The following is a 14,677-nucleotide window of genomic DNA, read 5'->3' on the forward strand; positions in this document are numbered from 1 at the left end:
GGTCGCGGGTTCAGGCCGCCCGCAGCTCCTGCGCGGGGAGCCGGCCCGCGCGTACGGCGCGGGTCAGGGCCTCGTGGTCCCGCTCGTTCTGGTCGGCGTACGCCTCCGCGAAGGTCGCGAGGGCCCGGTCGAACGACTCGCCGCCGCCCAGGTACGCGGCGATCGCGATCCGGTCGCCGGACCGGGCGTGCGCACGCGCGAGGGTGAAGCCGCACAGCTCCCCGAACGCCCGCATGTCCTTCGGCCGCATCCGCTCCGGCATGGCGATGCCCTTCCAGTCGCGCAACTGGCGGACGTAGAAGTCGCGCTGCCTGCCGTCGAAGCCGTCCACCCGTTCCCAGCCGAGGAAGATGTCGCTCGTGGCCTGCATCAGCCGCTGGCCCGAGACCACCCGCTCGCCCTGGTTGGCGTACTTGCTCGCGCCGACGTGCGGGGCGAGCACGGAGGTGTCGGCCTCCTTGGCCTGGAGGAAGAGCGGGTCCCGGCCGTCCCGGCCGAGCAGGAGGAAGATCCAGCACCGGGTGCCGACGCTGCCGACGCCGACGACCTTGCGGGCGACGTCGGCCAGCCGGTAGTCCTCCAGCAGCGAGCGCCGGTCGGACGGCAGGGTCCTGGCATAGCGCTCCAGAAGACCGCGGAACTGCCGTTCGAGGCCGGTGCGCTCGATGTCCGGCAGCAGATCGGAGACCGGGACGAGCAGCGGAGGGTCGGCCGCGATCCGGGGCCGGCCGTCGACCGTCTCGGTGAGCTTGTCGAACACCTGGAGGCTGTCACGGGTCCGGGCCTTGGCCAGGGCCCGGCTCACATTCCGCTGACCCCGCTTGTGGAGTCCGGCCGCGGCGAGGGATTCGAGGACGTCGGCGCCGATCTTCGCGTACCAGACGTCGAGGTTTCCCGCCGCCGCGAAGCGGATCATCGTCTCGCGGTACCGGCGGACGGTGGCCCGCACGACTCGGGCGCGCTGGGCGTCGTCGAACCCGTTGGCGCGGGCCGCGATGACCAGGCTGGCCGACAGCCGCTTGACGTCCCACTCCCAGGGACCCGGCAGGGTCTCGTCGAAGTCGTTGATGTCGAACATCAGCTGTCGCTCCGGCGAGGCCAGCAGCCGGAAGTTCAGCATGTGGGCATCACCGCACAGTTGCGCCGTGAGGCCCGAACTCGGGCTGCCGGCCAGATCGGAGGCCATGATCGCGGCGGCGCCCCGGTAGAAGCGGAACGGGGACTCCATCATGCGCCCGTAGCGGATCGGGACGAGTTCGGGCACCCGTGTCGCGGACTGCGCCTCCAGGATCGCCAACGGGTCGGGCCGGCCGGGGGGCGGCTTGTACACGGCATGGCCCGACCGCGGCGAACGGCGGCGCGCCGCCGTGCCGAGGGCCGCGCGTTCCTCGGGCGTGGCGTGGGGTACCGCGCGCATCGCCGTCGTCGCGTTCCGGGACATCGACGTCCCTCCTGCCTGTGGTGCTGCGGTGCCGCGGACGTTGGGTCAGGTCTGGGGCTCGATCCCGGCGTCGGCGACGGCGATGGCGATGCCGAGGGCGGTGGAGATGTTTCCCGCCGCCGTCATGACGCGGGCGGTGCCGACGATGGGCGCGATGGCGACCAGCACGTCCTGGAGCTGCTCGGCGGTCAGGCCGGACCGGAGGGCGGGGTCGATGTGGGCCACGTAGGAGATGGGCGGGGCGTCCGACGCGGCGAGTGCCGCGATGCGCGTGAGGATGAGCATGTCCGGGGGGAGCCCGCAGCGCTCCAGCGAGTCGATCGTCATGGCGGCGAGGGTGTCCAGGACCGGGGTTTCGGATGCGGTGGACATGTCGCGGTGCCCTCCAGGTGAGGTGCGAGCGCGGAGCGTGCAGGGGTGCGGGAGCACCGGGTTCCGCGGGCTCGGGACTTCCCTCAACCGTAGAGCCGGTCGGAGCGGCGCGCATGGGAAGCCCTGGTGGGCCCGGCGGCACGGGCGTTCCGCCGGAGGGGCATGCGGATGTCCGATCCGGCGGGTGGCAGCAGAATGGTGACCGTCCACCCTTCGGTGACGGATCGGAGATCCCCATGAAGGACCTCAAGTTCGAGCAGAAGCGCTCGCTGTCACGTCATGAGGCGGCCGACCAACTCACGGCGCTGGCCGAGGCCCTGCGGGAGGGCGGGGAGGCCGACATCGAACTCGCCCCCGGAACGCTGAGCCTGCGGATCCCCGACGACCTCCGCAGCGAGATCGAGGTCGAGATCGGCGACGGCGAGATCGAGCTGGAGATCGAGTTCACCTGGCGGACGGCGGGGGGCCGCACGGCGTCGAGCGAGGCCGCGAAGCCGGCCCAGGAGCAGCCGGCGCCCCGGAAGAGCCCGCCCGCCAAGTCCACCCGAAGCGGCCCGAACAAATCCAGAACCACGAAGCGGTCCTCCGCGAAGACCTCCTGAGGTGCGGCGCTCCGGGCGTGACCGAGCGTTCCCTGCGCAGCCGGCCGTCGCGCCGCATCTTTCTACGAGCCACCCCCCGGCAGTACCCCGGGCAGCAGGTTCGGCAGGTGCGGAGTGGTGCGGGAGGGCAGGGTGGTGAGCGAGGACAGGGGGTCGGAGTTCGCCTTCGGTGCGGTCGGGGTGTCGTGGGCGACGGACATGATCGAACCGTGCTGCTCGGCGTCCGGGGTCGCCCCGGGGGTCGGCTCGTCCGGCTTCCGCGCATCCGGCTCCGGTGCCTCGTCCTTCGCCTTCGGCTCCTTCGTGACCGGCTCGGTCTCGGCGCTGGGCTCCTCGGAGCCGGAGACGGAGAGCGACTCGGGGCTTGCCGTGACGCCGTCGGTGAGCCAGCGCTGGCCGGCGGAGTTGTCCCGGCCCTTCACCACCACATCGGCCTTGGCCTCGGTCCCGGTCGGGGCGACGGCCAGCCCCTCGCCCCACCGGGGCAGCAACTCCCCCTGCGCCGTGAAGGCGTAGCGCACGTCCTCCCCGCGCCGGGAGTCCTCGTCGGCACAGGTGCCGAGCACGACGACGCCGGCGTCCACCTGGGAGTCCAGGCACAGCTCCGGGTTGGCGACACTGCGCAGCAGCCCGTCCTCCTCGTAGGACCACTTCTGGGTCCAGTCGGAGGAGCACACGGCGAGTTCCGTCGAGGCGCCCTTCACGGCCTTGCCGCCGTGGATGTCGAGGCACAGGTCGGCGGCCTGGTTGCGCAGCCGGGTCTGCTGGGGTGCCGTGGGACGGCCGGCCTTCGCGGGCGGCGTGGGCGAGGCGTCGGCGCCGCTCTCGTCGCCGGTGTCGGGCGCCGTGGCGACACCGCCGCCGGCGCTGGTGGACGCGGCGGGGTCCGCGCCGCTGCCGTCGTCGGACAACAGGGCGGCGCCGAGGATCGCGGCGAGCAGCACGCCGGAGGAGACCCCGACGGTGAACAGGGTCCGGGGGGTGCGTGCCCCGGCGGCGATCCGGCGGCGCTGGGCGGGGATCTGGGAGAGCAGACGGTGCTTGCCGCCACCGCCCGAACGCCGTGAATTCCCCTTGTACGGCATCCGGCCGGGGCGGGAGTCGAGATAGCGTCGCGCGCCCCAGCCGAGTACGGCCTCGGCGATGACCCCGCCGAGTCCGCCCTCGAAATGGCTGAGCTGGTCCGCGGCGTAACGGCAGTAGCGGCACTCCAGCAGATGCTGCTGCACATCCGGCAGGAGGGCGCCGCCGCGGCGAATGGGCACGTCCAGCAGGCGGTTGTAGAAGCGGCAGTCCTTGGACGGCGCGAGTTCCCGGTGGGCGCGCACACAGCCCTCGCGGAATTTCTCGCGCGCCTGCTCCAGCATGGCCGTCGCGCTGTCGGCGTCCAGCCCCAGCAGACCAGTGGGTATGGTTATCGTTTCTGCTTCTACCTCGGTGTGCCACAACAGGCACCGGGCGACGGCCGGGAGGGCCTGGAAAGACCGCTCGACGAGCTTGCGATTTTCGGGCGTCATGGACTTGGCGGCCCGCATGCCGCGGCCCCCGGCGGGTTTCCGCAGGTCCGGCAGAACACCGGAGACGCCTTCCTCCGCGGACCACTCCTTGACCGTGTCCCGCGCGGCCACGAGCAGCCGGGGCCGCAGCGCGACGCCCGATTCGCCCCGCATCAGCCCGTCGAGAACCCGGTGGAAGGCGGTCGCGGTGACCATCGAGGCGACACTCGACCCCGAGGCGAGGCATATGACAGCGTAGTCGTACGTCGGCTGCCAGTGCCGCGCCATCAACAGGGCCACGGGATCGCCGGTGCCGCCTTCCGGCCAGCCTCGCAGCCGGGCGGCGAGCGTCTCGTCGGACTCCCCGGGGACCGGCCCCGGCGCGGGCGCGTAAGAGGGGCGGGGAGGGTGGGGGGTGTGCACAGAGCGGGTTCCTTCCAAGGCGCAAGATGGCACACGGAGTGGTGACCGCCGAAAAGGGCCCTGGATTGGTACGTACCTTTTTGGCGGGCGCCGGGAAAGCGGCCGGGGACTGAGCCGCACCATGACCGTCGACCTCGAGTCTTTTGGACTCTTCGGTGGCCGGAAAAACCAAATGGCCTTTCAGGCCGGGCCATTGCCCATGCGCAGGACGTTCACCCTTGCACAAGCTACTCGTGACTAACAAGGCACTCGGGCAACATCTGCATCACTAAAAGCAGGTCAGATGACCGGAACGGTACGCTCCGATTCGCAGAGCGAACCCTTCTGGCGAGGCTGGGGATTCATGGTTCGAGCGCCCCGTGTGAAGCGTGCGCACGCCTCGGTGGCCCACGCACTCTCCCGGTGCGACGAGGGGTGGTTGTTGACTGAAAACGGCCGTCTCACACGGGCCACGCGCGGAACGGCGGCTCTCCCGCGCGAAACGGGCCGCCGACCTTGTTCCTCCCGCCCTCGGTCGGCGGCCCCGCCGTTCCACGTCAGATCTGCCAGGAGCGGAGCCGGTCCGCCGCCCCGTAGACATCCGTCTTCCCGGAGATCAGATCGCGGGCGAGGTCCACGAGGGCCCCGTAGGGCGGGTCGATGCCGACCCCGCTGACGAACATGTACGCGACGGCCGTGGCACAGGCGAAACGCGCGTTGGAGGCCGGCAGGGGCTTGAGCACCGCCAGGGTGTGCAGCAGCGCGGCGGCCCGCCAGGCCGGGTCGGAGTCGACGCCGAGGCGCGGCGGGTCGACCCGATGGCGGGCCACGGCGGCGACGAGGGCCGAGAAGTCGTTGATCGTGGGCTGCTCGGGCAGGACCTCTTCGTGTCGCTGGAGCAGCCAGGGCACGTCGATGTGGAGGACGGGAGCCATCGGTCAGACGGCCCGTCCTTCCACGGTGGGCGAGAGGGGTTCGTCATCGGGGAAAGCGGCGGCGAATTCGTCGGCGCTCTTGGTGAAGAACTGCCGGAACGCCTCCGCCCCCTCCTTCAGCGCCCGGTGCCGCACGATGTCGGCCGCGGCGGCCTCACGCACGAGCGCCTTCATCGAGGTACCGCGTTCCTTGGCCATCTGCCGCAGGTCCTCTAGCTCGCGGTCGCTGAACTCCACATTCAGAGCTGGCATGCGGTAACGGTACCGCGCGGGTACTTACCCGTAAATATTCCCAGCTCATCGCACATACGTCGCGGTACCGAAAGGGTGCGGCCCGCGCCCCTGGGAGAGGGGAGCGGGCCGCGTGCGGTCACATGGGGGACTCAGGTCTGGTCCGCCACGAAGGAGGCCATGCGGGCCAGCGCCGCGTTCCAGTTGATCGTGTGCTCGTTGGTCGACCAGGACTGGATGTCGTCGATGTAGCAGAACTGGCCGACGCAGCCCTGGAGTTTGCTCTGCGCGAAGGGGTCCTGGATGCCGGAGTTCGCGCCCCCCGCGAGGGTGCCCGCGGGCGGGTTCGGCTGGGTCGGGTCCAGCTGGTGGGCGTACCACCGGGCGTGCTGGTTATGGGCGTTGACCTCGCCGTAGCCCGTGACGTACGAGATGTTGAGGGCGTTGCGGCCGAAGAGGTAGTCCATGCTCTGCAGCGCGCCCTCGCGGTACTTGGACGCCCCGGTGAGGTCGTACGCCGAGGCGATGACGACCGCGTTGTTGAGGATCTGGTGGTTGGAGCCCCAGTCGTAGAGGTTCTTGTCCGGCGCGTACGGCAGGCCGTAGGGGTGGTCCTTCAGGGTGGCCAGGTAGCGGTCGGCGCCCTTGATCACGGACTGGCGGACCTTGTCGCGGCCGGGCAGCCCGTTCGGCACGAGCGCGAGGTCGAGACGCCCGGCGGCGGCCGTCCTCGCCCAGTCGAAGCCGATGGGGCCGAAGATGTCGGCGGTGTGCACCGGTGAGCCGAGGACGAAGTCGGCGAACTTCTTCTCGCCGGTGGTGAGGTAGAGCTGCGCGGCCGCCCAGTAGAACTCGTCGGCGACGTTGTTGTCGGCGTAGGCGCCGCCGCCGGTGCCGTCGCTCTCCGAGGCGTACATCTCCGGGTGCGCCCGGGCGGCCTCCCAGGCCGTGCGGGCGGCGGCGAGGTTCTTCGCCGCGAAGGCGCGGTCGTAGGGGCGGTAGAGGCGGGCCGCCTGGGCGGCGGTCGCCGCGAGGTTCAGGGTCGCCGCCGTGCTCGGCGGGTGCAGTTCGCGCTTCTGCGGGTCGTCGGCCGGCATCAGCGGCAGCCCGGTCCACTGCTCGTCGTGGATCTTGTGATGGGCCATGCCGGCGAGCGGCTTGCCCCGCGGCACCTGCATCTTCAGCAGGAAGTCCAGCTCCCAGCGGACCTCGTCGAGCAGGTCGGGGACCTTGTTGCCGCTCTCGGGGATGTCCAGCGAGCCGTCGCCCAGCTTGTGGGTCCGCCCGGTGCGGGCGTACAGGGAGCGCTCGTAGGTGCTCAGCACCTCCCAGGTGGAGATGCCGCCGTTGACGACGTATTTGCCGTGGTCGCCGGCGTCGTACCAGCCGCCGGTGACGTCGAGGGTGTAGTCGCAGACGCCGGGCTGGCAGGGCACGTCGTCGTCGCCCTTGTTGGGGGCGGCGTTCAGATGGCCGGCGGCGCGGCCGTAGCCGGGGCGCAGCTCGTCCTTGATCGCGATGCCGCTGCGCTGGGTGTAGTAGTACTTCAGCGAGTCGAGCCGCAGCCTTTCGTAGGCGCTCGGGTCGATGTCGAAGGGGCGGCTGGTCTCGCCGTCGACGACGAGGGTGAAGCCGGTGCCGCGCTTGCGGTAGGAGCCGAAGTCGATGGAGTGGACGTTCTGCCCGGAGGAGGCGTCCACGCCGCGCGGCCGGGTGTCGCCCCGGGCCACCACGGAACCCGAGGCGTTCTTGAGCTGCCAGGGGAGCTTCGCCGTGGCCTCGGTGACGAGGGTGGCGTTCTTCGGCCCCGCGGGCAGGTAGGCGACCTGGTTGACGCGCACCCGGGGCCCGGTGTCGGGCTCGTAGACCTCCGGCGGCACCCCGCCGAGCAGGGACACGTCGTCCATGCAGAAGGTGAACGGGTCGGCGTTGCCGCCCACTTGGAAGCCGACCTGTGCCTGGGCGGTGTCGACGGGCGAGGTGAAGGTGTACGAGTACCGGTCGCCCGAGACGTTCAGCTGCGGGCTCACCTCGAAGTAGGCGTCGTAGGGCGCGACCTGGAGGCCGACGATCGCCCGCAGGACCTTGCCCTGGGGGACACCGGAGGCGGAGAAGCTGAAGCGGTAGGACTCGCCCTTGACCAGGGTGATGTCGTTCTGGCCGACGGCGGCGTCCCAGCGGTTGGCGGTGCCGCCGGGGATCTCGGCGCAGAGGCGGCCGTCGGTGAGACCGGCGGTGACGTTGGGCGTGGTCCACCACGGGGCCGTGGTGCTGTCGAACGTGCCGTTCTTGACCTGTTCGACCTCCTCGGCCTGGGCGGACCCGGCGGGCAGCGCGGTGAGCGTCGCCGCGAGCAGGGTCGTCAGGGCGAGCAGGGTGGTTCTGCGTCGTTTCACGTCTGGGCTCCTCGGGAGGTGGGGGCGCACAGCGGTGACATGTGGCGTGGGAGCGCTCCCAGATGCGGACGATGGCCATGCTGTTCGAGACATGACAGCCCGTCAACGGTCCGGACGGGACGGGTTTTCCGACCGGGCCGCGGAACGGCCGGATCCACCGGGGCGGAGCCGACCGTTCCGCGCCGCCCGTCGGCACCGCGCACCCCAAGGCCCCACAAGCCATCACGAAGAAGCGCGACCGAACAGAACCCGACGAAGAGCACCAGCGAACCAGGAGCCCCACGCGCCACTCGCATCAGTGACAGCGCGACAACCCCCGCAGAATGCGGTTTCGAGTCCCCTTTCGCAGCTGAGCACATAGGCTTGAATTCACCCGTAAGCCCGTTCGGTCCGGCGGAATGGAACTCGCGACGATGAGGACCCGCAAGGTAACGCACGGTGACGAACCTGCGTATGCCCTGGACGGTGCCGCCACCGCGCGGGCGGTCCTGGACGACGACGGCCGCGTCGTCGAGTGGAACGAGGGAGCCGGACGCCTGCTGGGCCGACCCGCGGCGGAGGTCGTCGGCCGGCCCGCCGCCGAGCTGCTGGCCCCGGAGGCGTCCTTTCTGCCGCCCCCGCCGGGCAGCCTCAGCTGGAGCGGCACGCTCGCACTGCGTCACCGCGACGGACACACGGTGACGGTCTGGCTCCTCGCCCACCAGTACGGTCCGAAGGACGGTGACGGCAGCGGCGGCTGGCTGGTTCTGTGCCCGCTGGACGACCCGGGCCCTCTGGTCCGCGACGATCCGCTCGCCTCGGCGGTCATGGTCCAGTCGCCGTGCGCCATGGCGGTCTTCGACGACCGGCTCCGGCTGCGCGGGATCAACGACGTGATGGCCGAAGCGGTGGGCATACCCGAGAAGAAGCTCCGGGGCCTGCACATGTCGGAGATCGTGGGCGGCCGGCAGGGCGAGAAGCTGGAGGAACACCTGCGCGAGGTGCTCGCCCTGGGCCGCCGCAAGGACGTGCAGACCTTTCTCAGGGCCGCCGACGAGAACCGCGCCCACGCCTGGTCGGCGGCGATCGCACCGCTCTGCGACGACAGCGGCCGGCCGATCGGCGTCTGTGTCACCGGACACGACATCACCGAGCAGTACCTGGCCCGTCAGCGGCTCCAGCTGGTGAACGAGGCGAGCATCCGCATCGGCACCACCCTCGACGTCCGGCGCACCGCCCAGGAGCTGGCCGACGTGTGCGTCCCGGCCCTCGCCGACTTCGTCAGCGTCGATCTCATGCAGTCCCTGGACCACGGCGACGAACCGCACGAGGGCCCACTGTCCCCGCCCTTCACGCTGCGCCGCACGGCCCACCAGTCGATCACCCCCGGGTGCCCCGAGGCCGTCGTCCAGATCGGCCGGACCGATGTCTACCCGGCCACCTCACCGCAGGCCGCCTCCCTGTCGGTGGGGCACACCATCGTGGCGACGGACCCCGCCAACACGCTCGTGGACTGGCTCGCCTGGGACCCGACGCGCAGCGCGCGGGTCAAGGAGCTGGGCGTGCACACCACCATGTCGGTGCCGATCCGGGCCCGTGGCACGACGCTCGGCGTGGCCGTGCTGACCCGCTTCAAGCGGCTCGACCCCTTCACCCCGGACGACGAGCTGCTGGCCGAGGAGGTCACGGCGCGGGCGGCCGTCTGCATCGACAACGCCCGCCGCTACTCCCGCGAGCGTGAGACCGCCCTCGCCCTCCAGCGCAGCCTCCTCCCCCAGACCCTGCCCCACATGCCGGCCCTGGAGGCGGCCTCGCGGTACCTCCCTGCCGCGCAGGCAGGGGTGGGCGGCGACTGGTTCGATGTGATCCCGATGTCCGGGATGCGGGTCGCGATGGTCGTCGGCGACGTCGTGGGACACGGTGTCCAGGCGTCGGCCACCATGGGCCGGCTGCGCACCGCCGTCCGCACCCTCGCCGACGTCGACCTCGCACCGGACGAACTGCTGACCCACCTCGACGACCTCGTCGTACGGCTCTCCGAGGAGGCCGGCAGCGAGGGCGTGACCGGTGAGGTGGGAGCCACCTGCCTGTACGTCGTCTACGACCCGGTGACCCGGCGCTGCACCTTCGCCCGGGCCGGCCATCCGCCGCCGGTGGTGCTGGACCCGGACGGGCGGCCGATGGAGGTGCACGTGCCGTCGGGGCAGCCCCTCGGCCTCGGCGGACTGCCCTTCGAGTCCGCCGAACTCGAACTGCCCGAGGGCACCGTCATCGCCCTGTACACGGACGGGCTGATCGAGACCCGGGACCGCGACATCGACGCCGGCCAGGAACTGCTGGCCGACGCCCTGGCCGGCCGCAAGGGGCCGCTGGACGACATCTGCCGTGAGGTCGTCCAGTCCCTCCTCCCCGCGGGCGGCGCCCCCGACGACGTGGCGCTCCTGCTGGCCCGCACCAAGGGGCTCAGACCCACGCAGGTGGCGACCTGGTCGATCCCGGCCGACCCCGCGTTCGTCGCCCGCACCCGGCAGTACGTCCTCACCCAGATGGCCCTGTGGGGCATCAGCGAGGCCGCGTTCACGGCGGAGCTGGTGGTGAGCGAGCTGGTGACCAACGCCATCCGGCACGGCGCCCCGCCGATCCAGCTGCGGCTGATCCACGACGAGACCACCCTGATCTGCGAGGTGTCCGACGGCAGCGGCACGGCCCCGCACCTGCGCCGGGCGAAGACCTTCGACGAGGGCGGCCGCGGTCTGCTGCTGGTCGCCCAGCTCACCCAGCGCTGGGGCAGCCGGCACACCGAGGACGGCAAGACGATCTGGGCGGAGCTGACGCTGTCGGAGGAGTGACGTCGGTCCCGTGTGCGTGGCATGGCCCGCACGTCCGTTCGTCGTGTGCTCGTCCGTGGCGGTAATGTGCGTCAGTCGTCGCGCCGCCGAAGTCCCGAAAGTCCCCTTGTGAACACCCCCCTCGCCGAGGTCCTCTCCGTCTTCCTGCTCGTCGTGGTCCTCGGCGCCGCGGTCGCCCGCCCGTTCGGGCTGCCGGAAGCCGTCGTCGCCGTACCGGCGGCCGGGATCGCGGTCGCGACCGGCGCCGTCTCCCTCGACCACGCGCGCGCCGAGGCCGAACTGCTCGGCCCGGTCCTCGGGTTCCTCGCCGCCGTGCTCGTGCTGGCCAAACTCTGCGACGACGAGGGCCTCTTCAAGGCGTGCGGGGCCTGGATGGCGCGGGCCTCCGCGGGGCGCCCCCAGCGGCTGCTGGGTTCGACGTTCGTGCTGGCCTCCGGCATCACGGCGGTGCTGAGCCTGGACGCGACGATCGTCCTGCTCACGCCGGTGGTGTTCGCGACCGTCGCCCGGCTGGGCGCCCGGCCCAAGCCGCATGTGTACGCGACCGCGCACCTGTCGAACACGGCGTCGCTGCTGCTGCCCGTCTCCAACCTCACCAACCTGCTGGCGTTCACCGCGAGCGGGCTGACCTTCACCCGGTTCGCGCTGCTCATGGCGGCGCCCTGGGCGGTGGCGGTGGCCGTCGAGTACGTGGTGTTCCGGCGGTTCTTCGCGGACGACCTCGGTGTGCCGACGCCCGTGGAGGAGACGGTCGAGCGGCCCGAGATGCCGATGTTCGCGCTGGTCACCGTGGTGTGCACGCTCGCCGGGTTCGTGGTGACCTCGGCGCTCGGCATCGAGCCCGCGTGGGCGGCGCTGGCCGGTGCGCTGGTTCTGGCGGTGCGGGCGTTGGTGCGGCGCAGCACCACCCCGCTGGCCCTGTTCCGGTCGATCTCGCTGCCGTTCCTCGCGTTCGTGCTGGCGCTGGGCGTCGTCGTGCGGGCGGTCGTGGACAACGGCCTCGCCGACGCGCTGGGCCGGGTGATGCCGTCCGGGTCGGGCCTTCTGGCCCTGCTGGGTGTCGCCGCGCTGGCCGCGCTGATCGCCAACGTCATCAACAACCTGCCCGCCGTCCTCGTCCTGGTGCCGCTGGCGGCGCCGCTCGGCACGGGCGCCGTCCTCGCCGTCCTCCTCGGCGTCAACATCGGCCCGAACCTCACGTACGCCGGGTCGCTGGCCACGCTGCTGTGGCGGCGCATCGTCCACCACCACGACCATGACGTGGACCTCGGCGAGTTCACCCGGCTCGGGCTGCTCACCGTCCCGGCTGCGCTGGGCTCGGCCGTGGTGGCGCTGTGGCTGTCGCTGCGCGTGTTCGGCGGCTGAACGGGGCCGGGCGGGCGCGGCGGCCGGGTGGGCGCGGTCGCCGGGCGGGCGCCGGCCGTTCGTCGTTCAGCCGCCGTTCCTGAGCGCCTGCCGGTACGCGCCCGGCGGCACCCCGTAGCGCTGCCGGAACACCCGGCTGAAGTGGAACGGGCTGCCGAACCCGGAGGCCGTCGCCACCCGCTCGACGGGCAGTTCGGTCGCCTCCAGGAGCCGGGCGGCGTGCAGCAGGCGTGCGTGGAGCAGGACGCGCATCGGGGAGTGGCCGAGCTGCTCGGTGAACAGGTGGGCGAACCGCGACGGGGAGAGCGCGACACGCTCGGCGAGGGAGCGGACGGTGTGCGGGGCGCCGGGGTCCGCGGTGATGAGGTCCTGCGCGCGCCGGACCCTGGGGTCGGCGGCCGACCGGCGTGGTTCCGCGCGGGCCGCGCTGAGCAGGACGACCTCCTCCAGCGAGCACAGGGCGAGTTCGCGGGCCGCCGCGCCGTGCGCCACGGCGACCTCGCCGTCCGCCGGGGCACCCTCGGCCGCCGGGGGCGCGCCCTCCCCCGTCCAGCGGGCGTCTGCGAGCATCCGGCGGAAGGCGGCGCCGACGCGTTCACGGCTGCCGTCGGGCGTCGGGGTGACCGTGTACACCCGGTCGCCGGTCTCGTACGGCCGCAGCCAGTGCGCCCAGGACGCCCGCGGCTGGCAGTGCACCCACCAGAACGCCCAGTGCGCGGCGCCGGGTGCGACCGCGTAGTGCTGGGCCACGCCGGGTCCGAGGACGACGAGGTCGCCGGGGTGTGCGGCCGTCCCGGCCGCGCCCTGCCGCAGCACTCCCGCCCCGGCCGTGGTCCAGGTGAACAGCCAGCTGTCGGCGCCCTCCGGCCGGTTGACGGCGTACGGCGGGCGCTGGTCGAACCGGCCGATGATCACCTGGCCCGGGGGTGGTGAGGGATCGGCGGGCGCAGCGGTCACGGACAAGTCGTCAGCACGCACAGGCATCCTCCCGGAAGGCGCTCGGACCTAGCGTGGGACACATCGGACGCCGAGGGGAAGGGACGCACGGATGGCAGTCACGGGCAAGGCCGACTTCGAGGAGAACGGCTATCTGGTGGAACGGGGACTGTTCTCCCCCGCCGAGATCGATCAGCTGTGCGAGCGGTTCGCGGCGCTGGCGGCGGGTGGTCCGATCCCGGGGCACTTCCAGCCCCGCCCGCCGGTGGCTGACGGACCGGTCGACCCGCTCCACGTCCACCCCCGGGTCATGCACCCGCACCGCGTCGACGGCCTCTCCCTGCGGGTGCTCCTGGACGCACGGCTGCGGGAGGTCCTGGAGGAGCTGCTCGGGGAGGAGGTCCTGGCCGCGCAGAGCATGTTCTACTTCAAGCCGCCGGGCGCCCGCGGGCAGGCGCTGCACCAGGACAACTTCTATCTGCGCGTCGAGCCGGGGACCTGTGTGGCCGCCTGGATCGCCTGCGATGTGATCGACCGCGACAACGGCGGCCTCGAGGTCGTGCCGGGGACGCATCGCATGGACCTGTTCTGCCCGGAGGAGGCCGACGAGGAGCTGTCCTTCGTCCGCGAGTACGTCCCGCCGCCGCCCGGCCTCTCCCCCGTTCCGGTCGACATGGCTCCGGGCGACGTGCTGTTCTTCAACGGCAGCCTGGTGCACGGCTCGCAGCCCAACCGCACGGCCGACCGCTTCCGGCGCTCGTTCATCGGCCACTACGTCGGCCGCTCCACCGAACGCATCGGGCGCTACTACGAGACGCTGACGATGAGCGGTGAGCCCGTACCGCTGGCGGAGAGCGAGGGCGCGGGCCCGTGCGGCACGGAGTTCGAACCGGCAGGCGCCCACTGAGGCGGTCGGTCGAGTTCCGGGAAGGGCCACGCCGCTGTGGCGGCACCGGCAGTCCGCGGTCGGGAGAGGCGGACGTGCGTCGGCCACGAGCCGGTGACCGGTTCAGCCGTTCGGTGGGACGCGGTGGTCCGTGGGCCGCGCCCGGTCCGTCTCCAGCAGGTCGAGCGCCCGCTCCCAGCGGAACTCGGGCCGCGCCCCGTCGGGTCGGACCTCGCCGGCGTACGGGTCGCCGAACCGTACGCCCATGCCGCGCAGTCGCTCCAGGCTCGCGCGGTACGCCGGGTGGGCCGCCAGCGCGTCGGAGACGCAGGGCAGCACGGCGATGGGGACGCCGAGTCCGTACGCCTCGCAGAGGGTGCCGAGGGCGAGGGTGTCCGCCGTGCCCGCCGCCCACTTGTTGAGGGTGTTGAAGGTGGCGGGTGCGACCACGACGGCGTCCGGCGGCGGGAAGGGGCGCGGGTCGCCCGGGGCGCGCCAGGCGGAGCGGATGGGGCGGCCGGTCCGCGCCTCGACGGACGCCGTGTCGAAGAAGCCGCCCATGGCGACGGGGGTCGCGAAGACCCCGACCTCCCAGCCCCGTTCCTGGGCCGCCGTGATGAGCCCGCCGACCTCGGCGGCGATGCCGGCGGCGCAGACGACGACGTAGAGGAAGGGCTTGTCGGTGGCGGGTGCGGGGCTCTGCCGGGTTCCGGGTGCGGTGTCGGTCATCCGTGGAACCCTACTGAACCGCCGTCAGCCGCCGGATGCCCGCTCGACGAGGCGTTCG

12 protein-coding genes are annotated in these 14,677 nt (G+C 72.2%); 4 read left to right on the forward strand and 8 right to left on the reverse strand.

Annotated elements, in window-relative coordinates; translation table 11 throughout:
- Window positions 1-10: 10 nt before the first annotated feature.
- Window positions 11-1,441, reverse strand: coding sequence for a DUF2252 domain-containing protein (locus ACZ4Z2_RS16360; protein ID WP_468076458.1), 1,431 nt, complete (start codon window positions 1,439-1,441; stop codon window positions 11-13).
- A gap of 45 nt (window positions 1,442-1,486) precedes the next feature.
- On the reverse strand, window positions 1,487-1,813 hold the full coding sequence (locus tag ACZ4Z2_RS16365) for a carboxymuconolactone decarboxylase family protein (protein WP_468076460.1): 327 nt from the start codon (window positions 1,811-1,813) through the stop codon (window positions 1,487-1,489).
- Window positions 1,814-2,049: 236 nt separating this feature from the next.
- On the opposite strand from ACZ4Z2_RS16365, the gene ACZ4Z2_RS16370 reads away from it, so the two are divergent.
- The gene (locus ACZ4Z2_RS16370; RefSeq protein ID WP_468076462.1) at window positions 2,050-2,415 is read left to right on the forward strand and encodes an amphi-Trp domain-containing protein; all 366 of its coding nucleotides are present in this window, start codon (window positions 2,050-2,052) and stop codon (window positions 2,413-2,415) included.
- 62 nt (window positions 2,416-2,477) lie between these two features.
- Here the strand turns inward: ACZ4Z2_RS16370 and ACZ4Z2_RS16375 are convergent, their stop codons facing one another.
- The 4 genes from ACZ4Z2_RS16375 to ACZ4Z2_RS16390 all read right to left on the reverse strand — a co-directional run bounded on the left by ACZ4Z2_RS16375 (window position 2,478) and on the right by ACZ4Z2_RS16390 (window position 7,875).
- Window positions 2,478-4,334: a ricin-type beta-trefoil lectin domain protein gene (locus ACZ4Z2_RS16375; protein WP_468076464.1), complete on the reverse strand. Its 1,857-nt coding sequence runs from the start codon at window positions 4,332-4,334 to the stop codon at window positions 2,478-2,480.
- A 536-nt stretch (window positions 4,335-4,870) separates the two neighbouring features.
- Window positions 4,871-5,248 carry a toxin Doc gene (locus ACZ4Z2_RS16380; RefSeq protein WP_468076465.1) on the reverse strand — a complete coding sequence of 126 codons (378 nt, stop codon included), beginning with the start codon at window positions 5,246-5,248 and terminating at the stop codon, window positions 4,871-4,873.
- Between the two features lie 3 nt (window positions 5,249-5,251).
- Entirely contained in the window at window positions 5,252-5,500 is a 249-nt protein-coding gene (locus tag ACZ4Z2_RS16385) for a hypothetical protein (protein WP_468076467.1), read from the reverse strand.
- A 131-nt stretch (window positions 5,501-5,631) separates the two neighbouring features.
- Window positions 5,632-7,875 (reverse strand): glycoside hydrolase family 9 protein, encoded by a 2,244-nt coding sequence (locus ACZ4Z2_RS16390; protein WP_468076469.1) that lies wholly within the window; start codon window positions 7,873-7,875, stop codon window positions 5,632-5,634.
- A 413-nt stretch (window positions 7,876-8,288) separates the two neighbouring features.
- On the opposite strand from ACZ4Z2_RS16390, the gene ACZ4Z2_RS16395 reads away from it, so the two are divergent.
- Both ACZ4Z2_RS16395 and ACZ4Z2_RS16400 read left to right on the forward strand, forming a co-directional pair.
- Window positions 8,289-10,703 (forward strand): SpoIIE family protein phosphatase, encoded by a 2,415-nt coding sequence (locus tag ACZ4Z2_RS16395; RefSeq protein WP_468076471.1) that lies wholly within the window; start codon window positions 8,289-8,291, stop codon window positions 10,701-10,703.
- A gap of 108 nt (window positions 10,704-10,811) precedes the next feature.
- Complete coding sequence (locus ACZ4Z2_RS16400; RefSeq protein WP_468076473.1) at window positions 10,812-12,068, forward strand: SLC13 family permease; 1,257 nt, start codon at window positions 10,812-10,814, stop codon at window positions 12,066-12,068.
- A gap of 66 nt (window positions 12,069-12,134) precedes the next feature.
- Here ACZ4Z2_RS16400 and ACZ4Z2_RS16405 read toward each other — a convergent pair whose 3' ends face one another.
- Window positions 12,135-13,052: a helix-turn-helix domain-containing protein gene (locus ACZ4Z2_RS16405; RefSeq protein ID WP_468076475.1), complete on the reverse strand. Its 918-nt coding sequence runs from the start codon at window positions 13,050-13,052 to the stop codon at window positions 12,135-12,137.
- 64 nt (window positions 13,053-13,116) lie between these two features.
- Between ACZ4Z2_RS16405 and ACZ4Z2_RS16410 the strand changes: the two genes are divergently transcribed.
- On the forward strand, window positions 13,117-13,911 hold the full coding sequence (locus ACZ4Z2_RS16410) for a phytanoyl-CoA dioxygenase family protein (protein WP_468076477.1): 795 nt from the start codon (window positions 13,117-13,119) through the stop codon (window positions 13,909-13,911).
- Window positions 13,912-14,013: 102 nt separating this feature from the next.
- Here the strand turns inward: ACZ4Z2_RS16410 and ACZ4Z2_RS16415 are convergent, their stop codons facing one another.
- On the reverse strand, window positions 14,014-14,619 hold the full coding sequence (locus ACZ4Z2_RS16415) for a flavoprotein (RefSeq protein ID WP_468076479.1): 606 nt from the start codon (window positions 14,617-14,619) through the stop codon (window positions 14,014-14,016).
- Window positions 14,620-14,677: the final 58 nt, after the last annotated feature.

This window comes from Streptomyces sp. NPDC030183 (genome assembly GCF_055573455.1).